Origin of the sequence: Streptomyces sp. NBC_00239 (assembly GCF_036194065.1) — a bacterium.
Lineage (GTDB): Bacteria > Actinomycetota > Actinomycetes > Streptomycetales > Streptomycetaceae > Streptomyces.
Map to the genome: position 1 here is coordinate 4,854,812 of NZ_CP108095.1, position 19,803 is coordinate 4,874,614.

At 73.3% G+C, this 19,803-nt stretch carries 17 protein-coding genes; 11 read left to right on the forward strand and 6 right to left on the reverse strand.

What is annotated here, in order from left to right:
- Positions 1–20: 20 nt before the first annotated feature.
- Entirely contained in the window at positions 21–299 is a 279-nt protein-coding gene (locus OG764_RS21480) for a DUF6355 family natural product biosynthesis protein (RefSeq protein ID WP_328970042.1), read from the reverse strand.
- Positions 300–503: 204 nt separating this feature from the next.
- On the opposite strand from OG764_RS21480, the gene OG764_RS21485 reads away from it, so the two are divergent.
- Positions 504–1,850 (forward strand): CoA transferase, encoded by a 1,347-nt coding sequence (locus OG764_RS21485; RefSeq protein ID WP_328970043.1) that lies wholly within the window; start codon positions 504–506, stop codon positions 1,848–1,850.
- A 513-nt stretch (positions 1,851–2,363) separates the two neighbouring features.
- On the opposite strand, the gene OG764_RS21490 is transcribed toward OG764_RS21485, so the two are convergent.
- Complete coding sequence (locus tag OG764_RS21490; RefSeq protein WP_328970044.1) at positions 2,364–2,855, reverse strand: GNAT family N-acetyltransferase; 492 nt, start codon at positions 2,853–2,855, stop codon at positions 2,364–2,366.
- 46 nt (positions 2,856–2,901) lie between these two features.
- Here OG764_RS21490 and OG764_RS21495 point away from each other — a divergent pair, with 46 nt between their 5' ends.
- Complete coding sequence (locus OG764_RS21495) at positions 2,902–3,705, forward strand: exodeoxyribonuclease III (protein ID WP_328970045.1); 804 nt, start codon at positions 2,902–2,904, stop codon at positions 3,703–3,705.
- Here OG764_RS21495 and OG764_RS21500 read toward each other — a convergent pair.
- The gene (locus OG764_RS21500; protein WP_328970046.1) at positions 3,693–4,415 is read right to left on the reverse strand and encodes a MerR family transcriptional regulator; all 723 of its coding nucleotides are present in this window, start codon (positions 4,413–4,415) and stop codon (positions 3,693–3,695) included. The two genes, OG764_RS21495 and OG764_RS21500, sit on opposite strands and share 13 nt — an antisense overlap.
- Before the next feature lie 193 nt (positions 4,416–4,608).
- On the opposite strand from OG764_RS21500, the gene OG764_RS21505 reads away from it, so the two are divergent.
- From OG764_RS21505 to OG764_RS21520, 4 genes are all read left to right on the forward strand, one after another.
- A complete protein-coding gene (locus OG764_RS21505) occupies positions 4,609–6,225 on the forward strand; it encodes a flavin-containing monooxygenase (protein ID WP_328973106.1) in 1,617 nt (538 codons plus the stop codon).
- The gene (locus OG764_RS21510) at positions 6,222–7,214 is read left to right on the forward strand and encodes an alpha/beta fold hydrolase (protein WP_328970047.1); all 993 of its coding nucleotides are present in this window, start codon (positions 6,222–6,224) and stop codon (positions 7,212–7,214) included. The genes OG764_RS21505 and OG764_RS21510 overlap by 4 nt, the downstream gene beginning before the upstream one ends.
- On the forward strand, positions 7,211–8,107 hold the full coding sequence (locus OG764_RS21515) for an SDR family oxidoreductase (protein WP_328970048.1): 897 nt from the start codon (positions 7,211–7,213) through the stop codon (positions 8,105–8,107). Before OG764_RS21510 ends, OG764_RS21515 begins: the two co-directional genes overlap by 4 nt.
- A gap of 86 nt (positions 8,108–8,193) precedes the next feature.
- Positions 8,194–8,376: a hypothetical protein gene (locus OG764_RS21520; protein WP_328970049.1), complete on the forward strand. Its 183-nt coding sequence runs from the start codon at positions 8,194–8,196 to the stop codon at positions 8,374–8,376.
- A 159-nt stretch (positions 8,377–8,535) separates the two neighbouring features.
- Here the strand turns inward: OG764_RS21520 and OG764_RS21525 are convergent, their stop codons facing one another.
- Positions 8,536–11,817 carry a S41 family peptidase gene (locus OG764_RS21525; RefSeq protein ID WP_328970050.1) on the reverse strand — a complete coding sequence of 1,094 codons (3,282 nt, stop codon included), beginning with the start codon at positions 11,815–11,817 and terminating at the stop codon, positions 8,536–8,538.
- A gap of 162 nt (positions 11,818–11,979) precedes the next feature.
- On the opposite strand from OG764_RS21525, the gene OG764_RS21530 reads away from it, so the two are divergent.
- Both OG764_RS21530 and OG764_RS21535 read left to right on the forward strand, forming a co-directional pair.
- The gene (locus tag OG764_RS21530) at positions 11,980–12,570 is read left to right on the forward strand and encodes a TetR/AcrR family transcriptional regulator (protein ID WP_328970051.1); all 591 of its coding nucleotides are present in this window, start codon (positions 11,980–11,982) and stop codon (positions 12,568–12,570) included.
- Positions 12,571–12,666: 96 nt separating this feature from the next.
- Positions 12,667–14,898 carry an MMPL family transporter gene (locus tag OG764_RS21535; protein WP_328970052.1) on the forward strand — a complete coding sequence of 744 codons (2,232 nt, stop codon included), beginning with the start codon at positions 12,667–12,669 and terminating at the stop codon, positions 14,896–14,898.
- Positions 14,899–14,998: 100 nt separating this feature from the next.
- On the opposite strand, the gene OG764_RS21540 is transcribed toward OG764_RS21535, so the two are convergent.
- The gene (locus OG764_RS21540) at positions 14,999–15,385 is read right to left on the reverse strand and encodes an SsgA family sporulation/cell division regulator (RefSeq protein ID WP_328970053.1); all 387 of its coding nucleotides are present in this window, start codon (positions 15,383–15,385) and stop codon (positions 14,999–15,001) included.
- Positions 15,386–15,558: 173 nt separating this feature from the next.
- Here OG764_RS21540 and OG764_RS21545 point away from each other — a divergent pair, with 173 nt between their 5' ends.
- The 3 genes from OG764_RS21545 to OG764_RS21555 are packed head-to-tail and all read left to right on the forward strand — an operon-like array spanning position 15,559 to position 18,219.
- Positions 15,559–16,653, forward strand: coding sequence for an energy-coupling factor ABC transporter permease (locus OG764_RS21545; RefSeq protein WP_328970054.1), 1,095 nt, complete (start codon positions 15,559–15,561; stop codon positions 16,651–16,653).
- A gap of 1 nt (position 16,654) precedes the next feature.
- Entirely contained in the window at positions 16,655–17,416 is a 762-nt protein-coding gene (gene cbiQ / locus OG764_RS21550) for a cobalt ECF transporter T component CbiQ (protein ID WP_328970055.1), read from the forward strand.
- Positions 17,404–18,219 carry an energy-coupling factor ABC transporter ATP-binding protein gene (locus tag OG764_RS21555; protein WP_328970056.1) on the forward strand — a complete coding sequence of 272 codons (816 nt, stop codon included), beginning with the start codon at positions 17,404–17,406 and terminating at the stop codon, positions 18,217–18,219. Before cbiQ ends, OG764_RS21555 begins: the two co-directional genes overlap by 13 nt.
- A gap of 95 nt (positions 18,220–18,314) precedes the next feature.
- Here OG764_RS21555 and OG764_RS21560 read toward each other — a convergent pair whose 3' ends face one another.
- Complete coding sequence (locus tag OG764_RS21560; RefSeq protein WP_328970057.1) at positions 18,315–19,550, reverse strand: serine hydrolase domain-containing protein; 1,236 nt, start codon at positions 19,548–19,550, stop codon at positions 18,315–18,317.
- Positions 19,551–19,803 lie beyond the last annotated feature (253 nt).

Here is a 19,803-nt window from a genome sequence, read left to right on the forward strand (position 1 = left end):
CCGCCTTCCGGAAGAGACGCCTAGCAGGTGCGGCCGACGTACCAGGCGCCGTCGATCCTGCTCGCCGAGCCCAGCCAGGTGAGGCCCGGGCCCACGCACTTCTCGTAGTTCGGGCCGAAGACCTCCACCTCGATCACGACGCGCGAGCCGTCGCTCGTGCAGTGGTTGTAGTAGGCGTCGGAGTGGGTCTTGTAGAAGCCGCAGGGGTCGGCGACGGCGGGGGACGCGGTCACGGTGCCGAGTCCGAACAGCAGGGCGGCGGCGCCGGTGGCCGCGAGCAGGGGACGCGTGATGCGCATGGGAGCACTCCTCTGGGAAACATGCCGAACGATTACGCGAAAGTGGGTACGCACAGAGTGTTGCGTCGATCACGTTGCGTAGTCACGCCGAGTCGCTCGTACGAGCGAACCGGTTCACCGGATCCGGTGGGGTCGGGTTTGGGGCGGCAGGCGGGTGACGAAGGCCACGGCCCGCGCGTGGCGCCGACCGGTCGAGAATGCAGCATGACGACGAATCAGCAGGTGGACGCGGCAACCGCGCAGGCATGGGCGGCACTCGGTGGCGCGCCGGAACTGGCGGGCCGGGTGACGTACCGGGGCGCGGGCGCCCTGACGGGGGGTCGGCTGCCGGTCCGGGAGCTGGCGCGGGCCACGGTGGGCGCGTGTTCGCTGGCCGCCGCCGAGCTGGCGGCGGTCCGCAACGGCACGCCCGTGCCGGCCCTGACGGTGGACGAAGGGGCGGTGTCCACGGCCTTCGTGAGCGAGCGGCACCTTCAGGTCGACGGCCGCACCCCGGTGTCGTTCGCGCCACTGTCGGGCTTCTGGCAGACGGCGGACGGCTGGCTGCGGACGCACGCGAACTATCCGCACCACCGGGCCGCCCTCGCCGCCGCGCTGGGGCTGGGGCCGGCGGAGCAGACCCCCGAGGCGCTGCGCGAGGTCCTCGCGGGGCGGGCGGCGGCCGACGTGCAGGAAGAGGTGTACGCGGCGGGCGGGCTGGCCGTCGCGGTCGCCGGGCGGCTCGGGGAGCCGCAACCGCTGGTCGAGGCGGTGGACGGGGACCGGCGCGGGCGTCGCCTCGGGGCGGGCGAGCTGCCCGCCTCGGGGGTGCGCGTCCTGGACCTGACCCGGGTCATCGCCGGGCCGGTCGCCACCCGCACGCTGGGCCTGCTGGGCGCGGACGTCCTGCGGGTGGACTCGCCGGGGCTCCCGGAGGACGACGACGCGCACGCGGACACCGGCTTCGGGAAGCGGTCGGCCCGGCTGGACCTGGGGCGGCCGGGGGACCGGGCGGTGTTCGAGGAACTGCTGGCGGAGGCGGACGTGGTCGTCTGCGGGTACCGGCCGGGGGCGCTGGACCGCTTCGGGCTCTCGCCCGAGGAACTGACGGCCCGGCGCCCGGGCCTGGTGGTGGCCCGGCTGTGCGCGTGGGGCTGGGCCGGGCCGTGGGCGGGGCGGCGCGGCTTCGACTCGCTCGTGCAGGCCGGGTACGGGATCGCCGCGCTGGAGGCGGGGCCGGACGGGCGGCCGGGGGTCCTGCCGGCGCAGGCGCTCGACCACGGCACGGGGTATCTGGTCGCGGCCGGGGTGCTGCGTGCGCTGGCGGACGGGGGTGGGCGGGTGCTGCGGTTCTCGCTGGCGGGTACGGCGTCCTGGCTGTGCCGGGAGGTGGACTCGGTGGCCGAACCGTCCGGCGGAGCGGGGGCCGCGTACGACGCGGGGGAGTGGTTGCGGGGGGCGGATTCGGCGTATGGGCGGTTGCGGTATGCGTCGCCGCCGTTGGCCGGGGCGCCGGCGGACTGGGCCCGTACGCCGTCCCGCTGGGGCACGGACGCCCCCACCTGGCACTAACCCCGCCGCCCGACACCCGGGGTATCACCCCGGGCCTTGTCGGTGCCCTGGGGCGCGACCTCCAGCCCTGTCGGCTGCCCGAGGGGCAATTCCCGGGCTCGTAGGTGCCCTGGCGGGCAAATCCCAGCCTCGCCGGCGTTTGAGGCGCGGGGTTTGGGGCGGAGCCCCAAGCAACCCGGCTCCGCCGGGCACCGGGCTCTGCCCGGACCCGCTCCTCAATCGCCGGAGGGGCTGAAGTGTGCGCAGCGTCGGCCCGTGCGGCTGGGCGGGGGTGCGCCTCAATCGCCGGAGGGGCTGAAGTGTGTGCAGCGTCGGCCCGTGCGGCTGGGCGGGGGTGCGCCTCAAACGCCGGAGGGGCTGAAGTGTGTGCAGCGTCGGCCCGTGCGGCTGGGCGGGGGTGCGCCTCAAACGCCGGCGGGGCTGGATATGCGCCCAGGTCGGCCGGTGGGTTGGAGGTGCGCCTGCGCCACGGTCAGCCGGCGAGGCTGAAGTGGGCCGGAGGTCGGCCGGGGGTTAGGCGAGGGGTTTGGACATGCAGCGGCTGGAGTTGTAGTGGCGGTAGAGGCCGAACTTGGGGCAGAAGTCGTAGCCGCTCGAGAGGTAGAGGGCTATCGCTTCCGGCTGCTGGTCGCCCGTTTCCAGGGCCATCCGGGTGCGGCCCGCCGCGCGGGCGTCGACTTCCAGCGCGGTGAGGATGCGGCGGGCCAGGCCCAGCCCGCGGGCCTCGGGTATGACGTACATCCGCTTGATCTCGGCGTCGCCGTCCGAGTAGCCCTCTTCGTTCTCGTCCTGCGCGCGCCAGGCCCCGCTGGCGACGGGGTTGCCGTCGGCGTCGTAGGCGAGGAGGTAGATCCCGTTCGGCGGAACGAACATCGACGGGTCCAGCGGGGTCTCGTCGCCCTCGCCCTGGTAGCGCTCGCGGTACTCGACCTGTACCTCGTCGTTGAGCTTGACCGCGTCCGGATGGTCGTACGTGGTGACGCGGAGCTGGATCCCGTTCGGCATGTGAGCATCGTACGGAATGGCGAAATCGCGGGGGTATGGTGCCGGGATGCTCAGTGTGACCTCCGTGAACGTGAATGGGATCCGCGCCGCCGCCAAGAAGGGCTTCGTGCCCTGGCTGGCCGGGACCGAGTCCGATGTGATCTGCCTCCAGGAGGTCCGTGCCGAGGAAGGGCAGATCCCGGACGAGGTCCGGGCGCCCGAGGGCTGGCACACCGTGTTCGCCCCGGCGGCGGCCAAGGGCCGGGCCGGCGTGGCGGTCTACAGCCGGCGTGCGCCCGAGCGCGTCCAGGTCGGCTTCGGGAGTGACGAATTCGACAGCAGCGGGCGCTACCTGGAGATCGACCTCCCGGGCGTGACCGTGGCCAGCCTCTACCTGCCGTCCGGCGAGGCCGGTACCGAGAAGCAGGACGAGAAGTACCGTTTCATGGCGGAGTTCGCGGCGTACCTGGCCGCGCTGCGGGTGCGGGCCGCGGCGGACGGCCGCGAGGTGCTGGTCTGCGGCGACTGGAACATCTGCCACCAGGAGGCGGACCTCAAGAACTGGAAGACCAACCGGAAGAACGCCGGCTTCCTGCCCGAGGAGCGCGAGTGGCTCGGCACGGTCTACGACGAGGCGGGCGCGGGCTACGTCGACGTGGTGCGCGCGCTGAACCCCGACACCGAGGGCCCGTACTCCTGGTGGTCCTACCGGGGGCGGGCCTTCGACAACGACGCGGGCTGGCGCATCGACCTGCACGTCGCGACCCCGGGGCTGGCCGCACGGGCCGTGAAGGCGGTCGTCGAGCGGGCCTCGACGCATCCGGAGCGTTGGTCGGACCACGCGCCGGTCACGGTCGCCTACGGGTTCTGAGTCCGCAGCCTGCGGTCCATCGCCATGGACAGCTCCGCCTCGACCACGCTCTTGGCGAGCGGCCGGAGCCGGTCCATGGCCTTGGGCAGGTCGTCCCGGCCGCCGGGCAGGTGCCCGGCGATCAGCTCCGCGAACAGGTCCGCCATCGCGTCCGCGTGCTCGCGGACCCGGCGGCCCGCCTCCAGGACGGCGGCGAGCGGCACGCCCTCGCGGACGAGGGCCGAGGAGACGTCCAGCAGCCGGCGGCTGACGTGCACGATCTCGTCGCCGTCGACGGCCAGGTAGCCGAGGTCCAGCGAGGCGGCGAGGTTCTCGGGGGTGACCTCGCCCTCGAAGTAGTCGGCGAGCGCCTCGGGGGTCAGTCGGACCGGGGTCTCCTCGGACCAGTCCAGGACGCCGCCGTCGGCGAGGCCGAGCAGCTCGCCGAGCTGGCCCACGTCCCGGCCGCTCTCGAAGGCGGCGGTCAGTTCCGCGATGCCGCCGAGCGTGTGGCCGCGCTCCAGGAGGGCGGAGATGGTGCGCAGCCGGGCCAGGTGGTGGTCGTCGTACCAGGCGATGCGGCCTTCGCGGCGCGGCGGCGGGAGCAGCTTGCGCTCGCGGTAGAAGCGCACGGTGCGGACCGGGAGGCCGGCCGCCTCGGCCAGTTCCTCCACCCGGTATTCGCGTACGGTGCCCTCGGCGGGCTCTGCCGGCTGCCTGTCTTCGACCACGGGCGCAGCCTATGGGGTGGCGGCGGGTTTCGGGCCGGGCCGGTGCCGGTCCGGCGCCTTGGGGTCGTACCGTCGGTAACTTTCCGCGCGCAACCCCTACCCATGAGTACGGCACTGCTCTACTCTCCCCATCGTGCCAGTGATTGCTGGCAAGGTCGTGGTACTGGGACAGGGACTGCGGGAGGGCGGCGGCATGGCCGAGCGTGAGGGCGGGCAGGAGCGCGAACACGTACGCGTGGCGGTGATCGGATCCGGTTTCGGCGGGCTGGGGGCGGCGGTCCGGCTCCGGCGGGAAGGCATCACGGACTTCGTCGTGCTGGAACGCGCCGACTCGGTCGGCGGCACCTGGCGCGACAACAGCTACCCGGGGTGCGCCTGCGACGTCCCCTCCCACCTCTACTCCTTCTCCTTCGCCCCCAACCCCGACTGGCCGCGGACCTTCTCCGGCCAGCGGCACATCCGGCAGTACCTGGAGCAGGTCGCCGACACCTTCGGACTGCGCCGCCACATCAGGCTGAACTCCGAAGTCGAGATGATGCGCTGGAACGCCGAGGAGTTGTACTGGGAGATCGAGACCTCGGCTGGCAGCCTCGTCGCCGACGTGGTCGTCTCCGCGACCGGACCGCTCTCCGACCCGAAGACGCCCGAGATCCCCGGGCTCGCCGACTTCCCCGGCAAGGTCTTCCACTCGGCCCGCTGGGACCACGACTACGACCTGCGCGGCAAGCGCGTGGCGATGATCGGCACCGGCGCCTCGGCCATCCAGATCGTGCCCGCCATCGCCGGCGAGACCGGGACCCTCACCCTCTTCCAGCGGACCGCGCCGTGGGTGCTGCCGCGCACCGACCGGGCCATCTCCGGCGTCGAGCGCTGGCTGCACCGCCAGCTGCCCTTCACCCGGGCGGCCCGCCGCGGACTGCTGTGGGGGCTGCGCGAGCTCCAGGTCGGCGCCTTCACCAAGCACCCCAACCAGCTCGGCCTGATCGAGTCGATGGCCAAGGCCAACATGGCGCGCTCCATCAAGGACCCGGCGCTGCGCGCCAAGCTGACGCCCTCGTACCGGCTCGGATGCAAGCGGATCCTGCTGTCCAGCACGTACTACCCGGCCCTGGCCCGGCCGAACGTCGACGTGGTGGCCGCCGGGCTCAGCGAGGTCCGCGGGAACAGGCTGATCGCGTCGGACGGCACCGAGACCGAGGTCGACGCGATCATCTTCGGCACCGGCTTCCACGTGACGGACCTGCCGATCGCCGACCGGGTGGTGGGCGCCGAGGGCAAGACCCTCGCCGACACCTGGAAGGACGGCATGCAGTCGCTGCGCGGCGCGACCGCCGCCGGCTTCCCCAACTGGATGACGATCATCGGCCCGAACACCGGCCTGGGGAACAGCTCGATGATCCTCATGATCGAGTCCCAGCTGAACTACATGGCCGACTACATGCGGCAGCTGGGCGTGCTGGGCGGCCGCGCGGCGCTGGCGGCGCGGCCCTCGGCGGTGCACGCCTGGAACCGGCGGGTGCAGGACCGGATGACCCGCACGGTGTGGAGCAACGGCGGCTGCGCCAGCTGGTACCTCGACGCGAGCGGGCGCAACACGACGCTGTGGCCGGGCACCACCGGCGAGTTCCGGCGCGAGACGCGGTCCGTGGACCTCACCGAGTACGAGGTGATCCGGGACCGCGACCGGGACCGGAAGCGGGACCGGCTCCGGGTGCCCGCCGCGGCCACCCCCGCCGCCGCAGCCGCCCCCGGCGCCCCCGCCGCCGCGGCCGGAAGCGGCGCGCCGGAGCGCGTGGAGGGCGCCGCGTGAGCCGCCTCGCGCACCACACCGCCGGACCCCACGACGCGCCCGCGGCCCGCCGCGAGCACGTGGCCGTCTCCGCCGACGGCGCCCGGCTGCACGTCGAGGAGCACGGCCCCGAGGACGCCCCGGCCGTCGTCCTGGCCCACGGCTGGACCTGCTCTACTGCCTTCTGGGCCGCCCAGATCCGCGCCCTCGCCACCGGCCACCGGGTCATCGCGTACGACCAGCGCGGTCACGGCCGCAGCCCGGCCGCCGCCCACTACGGCACCACCGTCCTCGCCGACGACCTGGTGGCGGTGCTGAAGACCACCCTGGCGCCCGGCGAGCGCGCCGTGATCGCCGGGCACTCCATGGGCGGCATGACGGTGATGGCCGCCGCCGAGCGCCCCGAGTTCGCCGAACACGCCGCCGCCGTCCTGCTGTGCAGCACCGGCGCCGCCCGCCTCGTCGACGAGTCGCTCGTGCTGCCACTGCGCCCGGGCGGCCTGCGGACCCGGCTGACCCGCGCCGTCCTCGGCGCCCGGGCCCCGCTCGGGCCCGTCACGCCGGTGGCCCGCGCGGTGCTCAAGTACGCCACCATGGGCCCCGGCGCGGCCCCGGACCGGGTCGACGCCTGCGCCCGGATCGTGCACGCCTGCCCGACCGGGGTCCGGCACGCCTGGTCCGCGGTGCTGGCCGGGCTCGACCTGACGGCCGGGGCGCGGGCCCTGAAGGTGCCGACCGCCGTGATCGGCGGCACCGCGGACCGGCTCACCCCGCTCGTGCACGCCCGTGGCCTGGCCGCCGAGCTGCCGCACTGCGTCGGGCTCACCGAACTGGCCGGGGTGGGGCACATGACCCCCGTCGAGGCGCCCGAGGCCGTCACCGGCCGGATCGCCGATCTCGTACGCACCCACCTGCCCGCGCGGGTTCCTCCGCAGGCAGCTCCGCCATCCCCGCCCTCTTCGCCATCCCCGCAGGTTTCCGGCCGGCAGGCCCAGAAGGAGACGCCGTGAGCGCACGCAACAGTCTGGAAGGCCAGGTCGCCGTCGTGACCGGCGCGGCCCGTGGGGTCGGCGAGCTGCTCGCCCGCAAGCTCTCGGCGCGCGGCGCGAAGGTCGCCCTCGTCGGCCTGGAGCCCGAGGCCCTCAAGGAGGTCTCCGAGCGGCTGCACACCGACAGCGCCCACTGGTACGCGGACGTCACCGACCACGAGGCGATGGCGCGGGTGGCCGAAGAGGTCAAGCAGCACTTCGGCAAGGTGGACATCGTCGTCGCCAACGCGGGCGTCGCGGCCGGCGGCCCGTTCGTGGACTCCGACCCGGTCGCCTGGCGGCGGGTCATCGAGGTCAACCTGATCGGCGGCGCCGTCACCGCGCGCGCCTTCCTGCCCGTCCTGATGGAGAGCCGCGGCTACTTCCTCCAGATCGCCTCGCTCGCCGCGATCACCCCGGCGCCGATGATGACCGCGTACTGCGCCTCCAAGTCGGGGGTCGAGGCCTTCGCGCACAGCCTGCGCGCCGAGGTCGGCTACAAGGGCGTCCGGGTCGGCGTCGGCTACCTGTCGTGGACGGACACCGACATGGTCCGCGGGGCCGACCAGGACGACGTGATGCGGGAGCTGCGCCAGCGGCTGCCGTGGCCCTCCAACCGCACCTATCCGCTGGGCCCGGCCGTCGACCGGATCGTGGCCGGCATCGAGCGGCGCTCCGCGCACGTGTACGCGCAGTGGTGGCTGCGGGGCATGCAGGGCACGCGCGGCTACCTGCCCGGCATCATCGCCGCCGTCGGCCAGCGCGAGATGAAGCGGTTCGAGCCCCGGCTCGGCAGCGTGGGCACCGGGCTGGTGGGTGCGGGCGGGGCCGCGGACGAGCAGGCGCGCACGCCTGGGGGCACCTCCCGGCGGTAGCCGGGGATGATCGAAATGCGAGCTTTGTCCCTGCGTGCAAGTCTGATCGAGGCCCTACCACCGACACCCCTCCAGGAGTGAAAAGCATGGGCATCAAGGACCAGTTCCAGGACAAGGCGAACCAGCTCAAGGAGCAGGCGCAGAAGGCCAGGGAAGGCACGGACCGGGAGAAGGCGTCGAAGGCCGCCGACGAGACGCGACAGCGCGCTCAGCGGCAGGGCCGGCAGTCCACGGACGACATCCGGGACGAGTTCGACGACAGGTCGTAAGCGGCAGGGCACGGCGCCGCACCCGACTGCTACCGGGTACGCACACAGCGCCGAGGGGCCCGTTCCACACCGGACGGTGTGGAACGGGCCCCTTCCTGTGAGCGCCTCTTCCCGACGGCTCGTTCCCGCGGGCTCCTCCCGCGCCCTGCTCCCGCGCCCTCAGCTTCGCGGCGGGAGCTTCGGGCGGCGCCGGTCCGGTACGTCGGTGTAGCCCGGCGGCATCGCGGCCTCGTTGCGCCCCAGCAGCTCCAGGGCCAGGAAGACCGCGTCGTCCAGTTGGGCGTGCCGTCCCTCGGCCCAGTCGAGGGGGGTGCGCAGGATCGCGAGGTCCGGTTCGACGCCGTGGTTCTCCACGGACCAGCCGTACTCGGGGAACCAGGCCGCGTTCATCGGCACGGTGATGACCGTGCCGTCGCCGAGGGTGTGCCGGCCGGTCATGCCGACCACCCCGCCCCAGGTGCGCTGGCCGACGACCGGGCCGAGCCCGAGCAGCTTGAAGGCCGCGGTGATCATGTCGCCGTCGGAGGAGGTGGCCTCGTCGGCGAGGGCCACGACCGGGCCGCGCGGCGCGTTCGACGCGTACGACACCGGCTGGGCGTTGCGGGTGAGGTCCCAGCCCAGGATCCGCCGGGTGAGCTTCTCGACGACCAGCTCGCTGATGTGCCCGCCCGCGTTGCCGCGTACGTCCACGATCAGGGCCGGGCGGGACACCTCCAGGCGCAGGTCGCGGTTGAACTGCGCCCAGCCGGAGCCGCCCATGTCGGGGATGTGCAGGTAGCCGCACTTGCCGCCGCTGATCTCCCGGACCACCGCCCGGCGTTTGGCCACCCAGTCCTGGTAGCGCAGCGGGCGTTCGTCGACCAGGGGCACGACCGCGACGCGGCGGGCCCGGCCCTCGCCCTCGGCGGGGGTGAAGGTGAGTTCGACGGTGGTGCCGCCGGCCGCCGCCAGCAGCGGGTACGGGCCGGTGACCGGGTCGACCGGCCGCCCGTCGACGTGGGTGAGCACCGCGCCCTCGCGGATGCCGGTGCCGGCGAGCGGGGAGCGGGCCTTGGAGTCGGAGGAGTCGCCGGGCAGGATCCGGCTGACCACCCAGGAGCCGTCCCGGGGGACGAGGTTGGCGCCGAGCAGGCCCATGGCCCGCTGGTAGTGGGGCGGGCCCTCGTTGCGGCGGGCGGGTGCGACGTACGCGTGCGAGGTGCCGAGTTCGCCGAGGACCTCCCGCAGCAGGTCGGCGAACTCGTCGGGGGAGGCGACCCGTTCCACCAGGGGCCGGTACTGGGCGAGCACCCCGTCCCAGTCGATCCCGCACATCTTCGGCTCCCAGAAGTACGAGCGGATGATCCGCCCGGCCTCCTCGAACGCCTGGCGCCACTCCGCCGCCGGGTCCACCTCGTGCAGGATCCGCCGCATGTCCAGGTAGACGGTGGAGTCGCCGTCGCCCGACTCGGTGGCGGGCACCGCCCGCAGGTCCCCGTCGTCGTTGACGACCAGCCGGCTGCCGTCGCCGCTGACCGCGAACCAGTCCAGTCCCGAGGCCAGTTCCGCCTTGCGGGCCTTGGTGATGTCGAAGTGCTCCAGGGTGGGCTTGCCGGAGGTGTCCGCCGGGTTGGCGAAGGTCTCGCCGAGTGCGCCGGAGATGGGCCAGCGCAGCCAGACCAGCCCGCCGCCGCTGACGGGGTGCAGCGCCGAGTACTTGGAGGCGGCCACCGGGAAGGGCGTGACCCGGTTCTCCAGGCCCTCCACTTCGACGGTCACCGTTCCGTCGCCGGAGTCGCCCGCGTCCCCGTCGGCCGGATCGAGACCGCCGGCCGCCGGCCGCCCGTCCGGGGAGAGCGCGAAGGGCGAGGGCGTGGCCGAGGACAGCGGCACCAGGTACGGGCGGCAGCCCAGCGGGAAGGACAGGTCGCCGGTGTGCACGTCGTACACCGGGTCGAAGCCGCGCCAGGAGAGGAAGGCCAGGTAGCGGCCGTCCCGGGTGAAGACCGGGTTCTCGTCCTCGAAGCGGCCGTTGGTGACGTCGACGATCACTCGGGCGCCGGGGCCGTCGATCCGGGCCATCTTGATCTGCCGCAGGGAGCGGCCGATGCCCGGGTGGGACCAGGTCAGCCAGGCCCCGTCGGGGGAGAACGCGAGGTCGTTGACCGGCCCGTTGATGGACCGGATCAGCTCGGTGACCTCTCCTCCGGACTCCTCGGTGGCGTCGATGAGCAGCAGCCGTCCGTCGTCGGAGGCGATCGCGAGGCGCTCGCCGTCCGGGTCGGAGATCAGCTCCAGTACCCGGCCCAGCCGGCCGGAGGCCAGCCGGCGCGGCTCGCGGTCGCCGCTGGCCCGGGGCAGGTAGGCGATCTCGACGGCGTCCTCGCCCTCGGCGTCGGTGACGTACGCGACCTGGCCGCCGCTGCCGAGCATCTCCGGGAGGCGCACCCGCACGCCGGGGGTGTCGGCGATGGTGCGGGCCGGGCCGTCGCGGTGGGTGAGCCAGTACAGGCTGCCGCGCACGGTGACCGCGCTGGCCCGCCCGGTCGAGTCCACCGACAGCCCGTCCACGTGGCTGGCCGCGGGCACCGAGTACGTACGGCGGCCGGCGCGCGGGCCGCCGAGCCGGACGGCGAGCCGGCGGGGCACGGCGTCCGCTTCGAGGGAGTCGACCAGCCAGAGCTCTCCGGCGCACTGGTAGACGACGCGGGCGCCGTCGCTGGAGGCGTGCCGGGCGTAGAAGGCGTCGTGGTCGGTGTGCCGGCGCAGGCCGGTCCCGTCCGGCAGGCAGGAATACAGGTTGCCGATGCCCTCGTGGTCGGAGAGGAAGGCGATCCGGCCGCCGACGAACATGGGGGAGTCCAGGTGGCCGTCGAGGTCCGGCAGCAGCCGTTCGCCGTGCAGCCACAGCCGGCCGGTGGCGCCGCCGCGGTAGCGCTTCCAGGCGGCGGGCTCGTGCGGGGGCTTGCCGGTGAGCAGCAGGGTGCGCCGTTCGCCGCCCTCGTCCCGCTCCGCGATGTCGCTGACGGGCCCCCAGGGGAGGCGGCCGCCGGGGCTGCCGTCGACGGGCAGTTTGTAGGCCCAGGAGAAATAGGAGAAGGGCTGGCCGTGCGAGGAGACGGCGAGGATGTCGCTCCGGCCGTCCTCGCCGGGCGGGGTCCAGCCGCAGACCCGGGTGTCGGTGGAGCCCCAGTGGCTGAGCCGGCGGGCGGGGCCGCCGTCCACGGGGGCGAGGTGGACCTCGGGGTCGAGGCTGCGCCAGGTGGTGAAGGCGATGTGGCGGCCGTCGGGGGAGAACCGGGGGTGGCCGACCCGGGTCCGGTCGACGGTGATCCGCCAGGCCCGGCCGGGGGTTTCGCCCTCGGGAACGAGGGGCGCCACCCACAGGTCGTCTTCGGCGGCGAAGCACAGCAGGTCGTCGTGCAGGTGCGGGAACCGGAGGTACGCGACGTCGTGACTCACCCCCCAATGCTTTCCGCGTCAGGGGGCCCCGGCAACTCGTACAGGTGATCCAGCTCACCGTCCGGCATCTGGCAAAGTCGAAACGAAACGGTTTCGTTTCGCTTGACATCGGGGTAGTCTCTCAACGGTACGAAACAGTTTCGTTCGGATGGGAGTCCGGAGATGGCCGACACGGTCGCGTCCCGGCGCAGCCGCATCACCCCGGAGCGGGAGGCCGAGCTCCACGAAGCGGTCCTCGACCTCCTGCGGGAGGTCGGCTACGAGGCGCTGACCATGGACGCCGTCGCCGCTCGCACCAAGTCCAGCAAGGCCACCCTCTACCGCCAGTGGGGGAGCAAGCCGGAGCTGGTCGCCCGGGCGCTTCGCTGCACCCAGCCGGTCTCCTTGCGGGAGATCGACACGGGCAGCCTGCGGGGCGACTTCGGTCAGATGGTCGACCATTCCGACGATGCCCAGATGGCGAAGGACACCGCGCTGATGCGGGGCCTGACCCATGCGGTGCACGAGAGTCCGGAGCTCCACAAGGCGCTGCGGGAACTCCTGGTGGACCCGGAGATCAACGGTCTCCAGGCGATGCTGCAGCGGGCCGTGGACCGGGGCGAGATCACCCCGGACTGTCCGGCCCTGCGCTTCGTGCCGCACATGCTCATCGGAGCGTTCATCTCGCTCCCGCTGATCGAGGACAGGCCCGTGGACCGGACCTTCCTCGCCGACTTCATCGACTCCGTGGTCTTCCCCGCCCTCGGAGTCTGAATCCCCAGCAGGACCACCTGACAGCGCCGCTCTCGTCGTCGGGCCGGCTTCCGCACGCCCTGACTCATCCCACGACCTGAACGGGAGTACCACCCCGTGGCCACCTTCCTCTACCGGCTCGGCAGGGGCGCCTTCCGGCGCCGCCGCCTCGTCGCCCTCGCCTGGGTCGCGCTGCTGGTGCTCGCCGGGTTCGGCGCGGCATCGGCCGCCACCCCGACGTCGAGCTCCTTCTCGATACCCGGCACGGAGGCCCAGAAGGCCTTCGACCTGATGGAACAGCGCTTCCCCGGCCAGCGCGCCGACGGAGCCACCGCCCGCGTCGTCTTCAAGGCGCCGGCCGGCAAGAAGGTCACCGACCCGGCCGTCAAGGCCGAGGTCGAGAAGACCGTCGCGGACCTGCGCGACGGCTCCGACCAGGTCGCGAACGTCGCCGACCCCTACGAGGCCAAGGCGACCAGCCAGGACGGCACGACCGCCTACGCCTCGGTCTCCTACAAGGTCAGCAGCATGGAGCTGACCGAGGACACCCGCGAGGCCCTCAAGGACTCCGGCGAGGCCGCCCAGAAGGCCGGCCTGACGGTGGAGATCGGCGGTGACGCGCTGATGACCATGCCGGAGCAGGGCTCCGGCGAGATCATCGGCGTGGCGATCGCGGCGATCGTCCTCGTCATCACCTTCGGCTCGCTGATCGCGGCCGGACTGCCGCTGCTCACCGCGCTGATCGGCGTCGGCATCGGCATCTCGTCCATCACCGCCCTGGCCAACGTCCTCGACCTCGGCACCACCACCTCCACCCTCGCGATGATGATCGGCCTCGCCGTCGGCATCGACTACGCGCTCTTCATCGTCTCCCGCTACCGGGCCGAGCTGGCCGAGGGCAGGGAGCGCGAGGAGGCCGCGGGCCGGGCGGTCGGAACCGCCGGATCCGCCGTCGTCTTCGCCGGCCTGACCGTGGTCATCGCCCTGGTGGGCCTGGCCGTCGTCAACATCCCGATGCTCAGCAAGATGGGCTTCGCGGCCGCCGGCACCGTGGTCATCGCGGTGCTGGTCGCCCTGACCCTGGTCCCGGCGATGATCGGCTTCGCCGGCAAGCGCGTCCTGCCGGCCGGCACCAAGTCCCGCCTCTTCGGCAAGGGCAAGCCGGCGGCCGGCGAGGCCAAGGCCAACGGCGGCACCCGCTGGGCCCGCTTCGTGCTGCGCCGCCCGATCATGGTCCTGCTGGTCGCGGTGATCGGCCTCGGCGCCGCCGCGATCCCCGTGTCCAAGCTGGAGATGGGTCTGCCGGACGAAGGCTCGCAGCCGGTGTCCACGACCCAGCGCAAGGCGTACGACATACTGTCGGACGGCTTCGGACCGGGCTTCAACGGCCCGCTGCTGATGATCGTCGACGGCAAGGACGCCAAGGACCTGGACGGCGCGGTCGAGAAGATCACCGACACCGTCAAGGGCATGCCCGGCGTCGCGGCCGTGATCCCCGGCCAGCCGAACAAGGCCGGCGACACCTCCACCGTCACCGTCATCCCCAAGGACCGCCCGTCCTCGGAGAAGACCGAGGCCCTGGTCCACGAGATCCGCGACGCGGGCCCCGGGATCAAGACGGACACCGGCGCGCAGGTGCTGGTGACCGGCCAGACCGCGATGAACATCGACTTCTCGCAGAAGATGAACGACGCGCTGCTGCCCTACCTGGCACTGGTCGTCGGCCTCGCCTTCCTGCTGCTGATGCTCGTCTTCCGCTCCGTCCTGGTCCCGCTCAAGGCGGCCCTCGGCTTCCTGCTCTCCGTGGTCGCTGCCCTCGGCGCGGTCGTCGCGGTCTTCCAGTGGGGCTGGCTGGGCTCGCTCCTCGGAGTCGAGCAGACCGGCCCGATCATGAGCATGATGCCGATCTTCATGGTCGGCGTGGTGTTCGGCCTGGCCATGGACTACGAGGTCTTCCTCGTCACCCGGATGCGCGAGGCGTACGTCCACGGCGAGCGGCCCGGCCAGGCGATCGTGACGGGCTTCCAGCACGGCGCCCGGGTGGTCACGGCCGCCGCGGTGATCATGATCGCGGTGTTCTCGGGCTTCATCGGCTCCAGCGAGCAGATGGTCAAGATGATCGGCTTCGGTCTCGCGATCGCGGTCTTCTTCGACGCCTTCGTGGTCCGCATGGCGATCGTGCCGGCGGTGCTGGCGCTGCTCGGCCACAAGGCCTGGTGGCTGCCGGGCTGGCTCGACAAGCTGCTCCCGAACGTCGACGTCGAGGGCGAGGGACTGCGCAAGCACCTCGACCGCGACGCGGGCGACCAGGGTGACCCGGACACCGACCGGCAGTTGGTCAACGCCTGATCCGCGGCTCCCGATGTGCCCGGCGGCCCGTCCGCACCTTCCGGTGCGGGCGGGCCGCCGTGTTTTCCGGCGCCTCGGCGCCGTCTTTTCCGGTGTGGTGTCAGCGTGCGGCGGGCGTGCGGCGGGGGGCCGCCGCGCCGGTGGCCGCGTACGTACGGCGCAGGAAGCGACGCAGGGCCGCGCTGTCGAACTGGATGACGGCGACTCCCTCCGGCGAGTGAAGTTCCACCACGGTCTGCACCCGGCCGGCCGGCCAGACCCGGACGTCCCCGCTGCCGGTCGGCGACTGGAGGCCGGTCTCCAGCAGGGTCAGGGAGAAGACCCATTCGTTCTCGGTGCCCTCGGGGGAGAGGCCGGGCGGGAAGACGATCCGCACGGCCAGGGGCTCGGCGGGGGCGAAGCGGAGCGAGACCGGCACCGCGCGGTAGAGCGGGTCGTCGTTGATCACGCGTGCCCGTACCCGCTCTTCGATCGACGCAGAAGTCACGGCCCGCTCCTCTGTTTTGTCATCTTTACTAACCAATGTCGCATATGCGGAGAGTTTTGCGTCGAGGCTTTTCGTGATGTGGACGCTCTTGCCAATCGTTTGCAGGTGAGCACTATTCTTGAGCGGTTAAGGATTTTGTAGGACCGAACACCGCAGGAAGCGGAGCCGCCCCCATGCATGTGCCCGACGGATTCATCAACGCCCCCGTCTCCGTCGCCGCCGCGGTGGTGGCGGCCGGCGCCGTGACCCTCAGCCTGCGCGGCGCCCGCCGCGAACTCGCCGGGGCCGCCCACGGCACCGCCGGCGCCGACCGCACCGCGCCGCTCGCCGGCCTGGTCGCCGCCTTCATCTTCGCCGTCCAGATGCTCAACTTCCCGGTCGCCGCCGGCACCAGCGGGCACCTGCTCGGCGGCGCGCTCGCCGCGATACTCGTCGGCCCCTACACCGGCGTGCTCTGCGTCTCCGTGGTCCTGCTGATGCAGGGCATCCTCTTCGCGGACGGCGGCCTCACCGCACTCGGCGTGAACATCACCGTCATGGGCGTGGTCACCGTCGTCGTCGCCTACGCGACCTTCCGCGGCCTGCTCAAGGTGCTCCCCGCCACCCGCCGCTCGGTGACCGTCGCCGCCTTCGCCGGCGCGCTGCTCTCCGTACCGGCCGCCGCCGTCGCCTTCACCGGCCTCTACGCCATCGGAGGGACCACCGACGTCTCCGTCGGCAAGGTCCTCACCGCGATGGTCGGCGTCCACACCCTGATCGGCATCGGCGAGGCCGCCATCACCGCCGCCACCGTCGGCGCCGTGATCGCCGTCCGCCCCGACCTCGTCCACGGCGCCCGCGGCCTCACCACCCCGCTCAAGCTCCGCGTCGCCGGCGAACTGGTCGACGCCCCCGCCGCCGCACCGGTCCCCGCCGCCGCCCGCTCCACCCGTGCGGTGTGGGCCACCGGCCTGGTCACCGCGCTGCTCCTCGCCGGCTTCGTCTCCTTCTACGCCTCCGCCAGCCCCGACGGCCTGGAGAAGGTCGCCGCCGACCAGGGCATCGACGCCAAGGTCGAGGACCACGCGGCCAAGGACTCCCCGCTCGCCGACTACGGGATCAAGGACGTCGCGGACGCCCGCCTCTCCGGCGGCCTCGCCGGCATGATCGGCGTCGGCGCGACCGTCGCCGTCGGCTCCGGGGTGTTCTGGGCCGTGCGCCGCCGCACCGCCGCCGCTGTGAACGCCGCCGAGACCGCACCCGCCGCCGTCGCGGGCGAAGCCCGCTGACATGGGGGCCGGCCACGCGCACAAGCTGTACCGGCACGGGCACTCGCCCGTCCACGAGCTGCCGCCGCACTGCAAGCTGGCCGCGGCCTTCGGCTTCGTCGTGGTCGTCGTGTCCACCCCGCGCGAGGCGGTGTGGGCCTTCGGCCTCTACGCCCTGCTGCTCGCGGGCGTGGCCGCGGCCGCCCGGATCCCCGCCGGGTTCGTGCTGCGCCGGCTCCTCATCGAGATCCCGTTCGTCGCCTTCGCCGTCCTGATGCCCTTCGTCGCCGAAGGCCAGCGGACCGACGTCCTCGGGATGTCCCTCAGCGTCAACGGCCTCTGGGGCGCCTGGAACGTCCTGGCCAAGGGCACCCTCGGAGTCGCCGCCTCCGTGCTGCTCGCCTCCACCACCGAGCTGCGCGCCCTGCTGCTCGGCCTCCAGCGCCTCAGGCTGCCCGCGCAGCTCGTCCAGATCGCGTCGTTCATGATCCGGTACGGCGACGTCATCACCGACGAGCTGCGCCGGATGTCGATCGCCCGCCGCTCGCGCGGCTTCGAGGCGCGCGGCATCCGGCACTGGGGCGTGCTGGCCAAGACGGCCGGCGCCCTGTTCATCCGCTCGTACGAACGCGGCGAGCGGGTCCACCTGGCCATGGTCAGCCGCGGCTACACCGGCACCATGCCGGTCATCGACGAAGTCACCGCCTCGCGTGCGCAGTGGACGTACGCGGCGGCACTGCCCACGGCCGCCCTGGCCGTCTGCCTGACGGGATGGATCTTGTGAGCACCCGGCCCTCTCCCGACGCCCCGCCCTCTCCCGACGCCTCGCCCTCTCCCGACGCCCCGCCGTCGCTCGACGTGTCCGGCCTGGCCTACGCGTACCCCGACGGACACCAGGCCCTGTTCGGGGTGGACCTCACCGTCGGCCGCGGCGAGCGGGTCGCGCTGCTCGGCCCGAACGGCGCCGGCAAGACCACCCTGGTCCTGCACCTCAACGGCATCCTCGGCGGCGGCATCGGCACCGTGCGGGTGGCCGGGCTGCCCGTCGACAAGCGCAACCTCGCCGAGATCCGGCGCCGCGTCGGCATCGTCTTCCAGGACCCGGACGACCAGCTCTTCATGCCGACCGTGCGCGAGGACGTGGCCTTCGGACCGGCCGCCGCCGGACTGCGGGGCGCCGAGCTGGAGGCCCGGGTGCGGACCGCCCTCGACCGGGTCGGCATGGCGGAGTTCGCCGACCGGCCCCCGCACCACCTGTCCTTCGGACAGCGCAGGCGGGTCGCCGTCGCGACCGTCCTCGCGATGGAGCCGGAGATCCTCGTCCTGGACGAGCCCTCCTCCAACCTCGACCCCGCCTCGCGCCGCGAGCTCGCGGACATCCTGCGTTCGCTGGACGTCACCGTGCTGATGGTCACCCACGACCTGCCGTACGCGCTGGAGCTGTGCCCCCGCTCGGTGGTCCTCAGCGACGGCGTGATCGTCGCCGACGGCCGCACGCAGGAGCTGCTGTGCGACGACGACCTGATGCGGGCGCACCGCCTGGAGCTGCCCTTCGGCTTCGACCCGCGGTCGGTCTCGGTGCGCTGACGGGCCGACGGCGTCTGACGGGCCGGTGGTGTTCCGACAGGCCCCGCGCCCCGGTGGGCCGGTGGTGGTCCGACAGGCCGGCGCGCCGGGTCGGCTCAGAGCGCCGTGAGGGACGTACGGACCGCCCGGACCAGGGCCTGGGCCCGCGGATCGGCGGTGACGCTCCTGGCCAGCGCGTTGGTGACGTACCCCAGGGACACGCCGGCCTCGGGATCGGCGAAGCCCAGCGAACCGCCACGGCCGGGATGGCCGAACGACGCGGGCGAGAGCAGCGGCGAGGCCGGTCCGTGCAGCATGTAGCCCAGCCCGAACCGGGTGTTCACCACCAGCACCCGGTCCGGCCCCGCCGACTCCTCGGCGGCGGCCAGCGCCGTGGTCGCGGGGGCGAACAGCCGGGCCCCGCCGTCCTCCACGTCCCCGATGGTCGCCGCGTAGAACCGGGCCAGCGCCCGGGCCGTCGAGATGCCCGCCGAGGCGGGCAGTTCGGCGGCGCGGTAGCCGGGGTCGTTCTCGTCGGGCAGCGGGTCGATCGCCGCGAAGGCGCGGCGGGTCAGGGAGTTCGGGTCAGCATAGGCATCGGACACGTTCCGCTTCGGCCGGGTGCGCAGCGCCCCCGCCGCGCTCTCCGGCGCCTCCACGGCCGCCACCCGGCCCACCCGGTGCGCCTCCGCTTCCGGCAGCCCGAGCCAGAACGCCAGCCCCAGCGGCTCGGCTATCTCCCGCGCGAACCACCGGCCGATGCTCTCCCCGGTCACCCGCAGCACCAGCTCGGACAGCAGCCAGCTGTACGTCTGTGCGTGGTAGCCGTGTGCCGTGCCGGGCTCCCAGAAGGCCCGCTGCGCGGCGACCGCCCGCGGCCCCGAGACCCCGTCGGCGGCCTGCGCCGGGGTCAGGCCGGTGTCGAGCGCGGGCACGCCCGCCCGGTGCGCGAGCAGGTGCCGCACCAGGGTCTTCTCCTTGCCGCCCGCCTTGAACTCGGGCCAGTACGCGCCGACCGGCGCGTCCAGGTCCAGCAGCCCGCGCTGGTGCAGCAGCAGCGGAACGGCCGCTGTCACGCCCTTCGTCGCCGACCGCACGATCTGCGCGGTGCCCTCGGCCCAGGGCCCGGCGCCCTCGGCCGCGGACCCGGACCCGGGGGCCGCGCCGTCCGTGGAGGTCGTGGAGGCCGGGCCGGAGTCGGCGTCCTTGGTGCCCGCCCAGAGGTCGACCACCTTGCGGCCGTCGCGGTAGACGGCCACCGCCGCGCCGCGGTCGCCGCGCTCCTCGAAGTTCCGCACGAACGCGTCCCTGACCGGCTCGAAGCCCGCCGCCACCATGCCCTGGACGTCCACGTCCGTACTCCCCGGTAGTGCCCGGACACCCCGGTGGTGCCCGCTCACCATGGTGCAACGCCGGACGGCCCGCGCAGCTTCCGCAGCGCGCCGGGCCCGAGGTACGGCCCCGTTCCCTTCCTGCCGCGGCCCTGCTCCCGGGCTCGGGCTACGCGCGGACGCCGGCCGCCATCGAGTACCGGGGCACCTGGCTGGCCACCGGCACCCGGTCGGCCCCGGCACCGGGCCGGACAGCGACAGGGGTCGGACACCG

Excerpts from the sequence above, each read along its gene's own strand:
- OG764_RS21520 (WP_328970049.1), top strand. The coding sequence starts at position 8,194 with ATGGGCATCAAGGACCAGTTCCAGGACAAGGCGAACCAGCTCAAGGAG.
- OG764_RS21555 (WP_328970056.1), top strand. The coding sequence starts at position 17,404 with ATGGATCTTGTGAGCACCCGGCCCTCTCCCGACGCCCCGCCCTCTCCC.
- OG764_RS21495 (WP_328970045.1), top strand. The coding sequence starts at position 2,902 with ATGCTCAGTGTGACCTCCGTGAACGTGAATGGGATCCGCGCCGCCGCC.
- OG764_RS21505 (WP_328973106.1), top strand. The coding sequence starts at position 4,609 with ATGGCCGAGCGTGAGGGCGGGCAGGAGCGCGAACACGTACGCGTGGCG.
- OG764_RS21485 (WP_328970043.1), top strand. The coding sequence starts at position 504 with ATGACGACGAATCAGCAGGTGGACGCGGCAACCGCGCAGGCATGGGCG.
- cbiQ (WP_328970055.1), top strand. The coding sequence starts at position 16,655 with ATGGGGGCCGGCCACGCGCACAAGCTGTACCGGCACGGGCACTCGCCC.
- OG764_RS21530 (WP_328970051.1), top strand. The coding sequence starts at position 11,980 with ATGGCCGACACGGTCGCGTCCCGGCGCAGCCGCATCACCCCGGAGCGG.
- OG764_RS21480 (WP_328970042.1), bottom strand. The coding sequence starts at position 299 with ATGCGCATCACGCGTCCCCTGCTCGCGGCCACCGGCGCCGCCGCCCTG.
- OG764_RS21490 (WP_328970044.1), bottom strand. The coding sequence starts at position 2,855 with ATGCCGAACGGGATCCAGCTCCGCGTCACCACGTACGACCATCCGGAC.
- OG764_RS21545 (WP_328970054.1), top strand. The coding sequence starts at position 15,559 with ATGCATGTGCCCGACGGATTCATCAACGCCCCCGTCTCCGTCGCCGCC.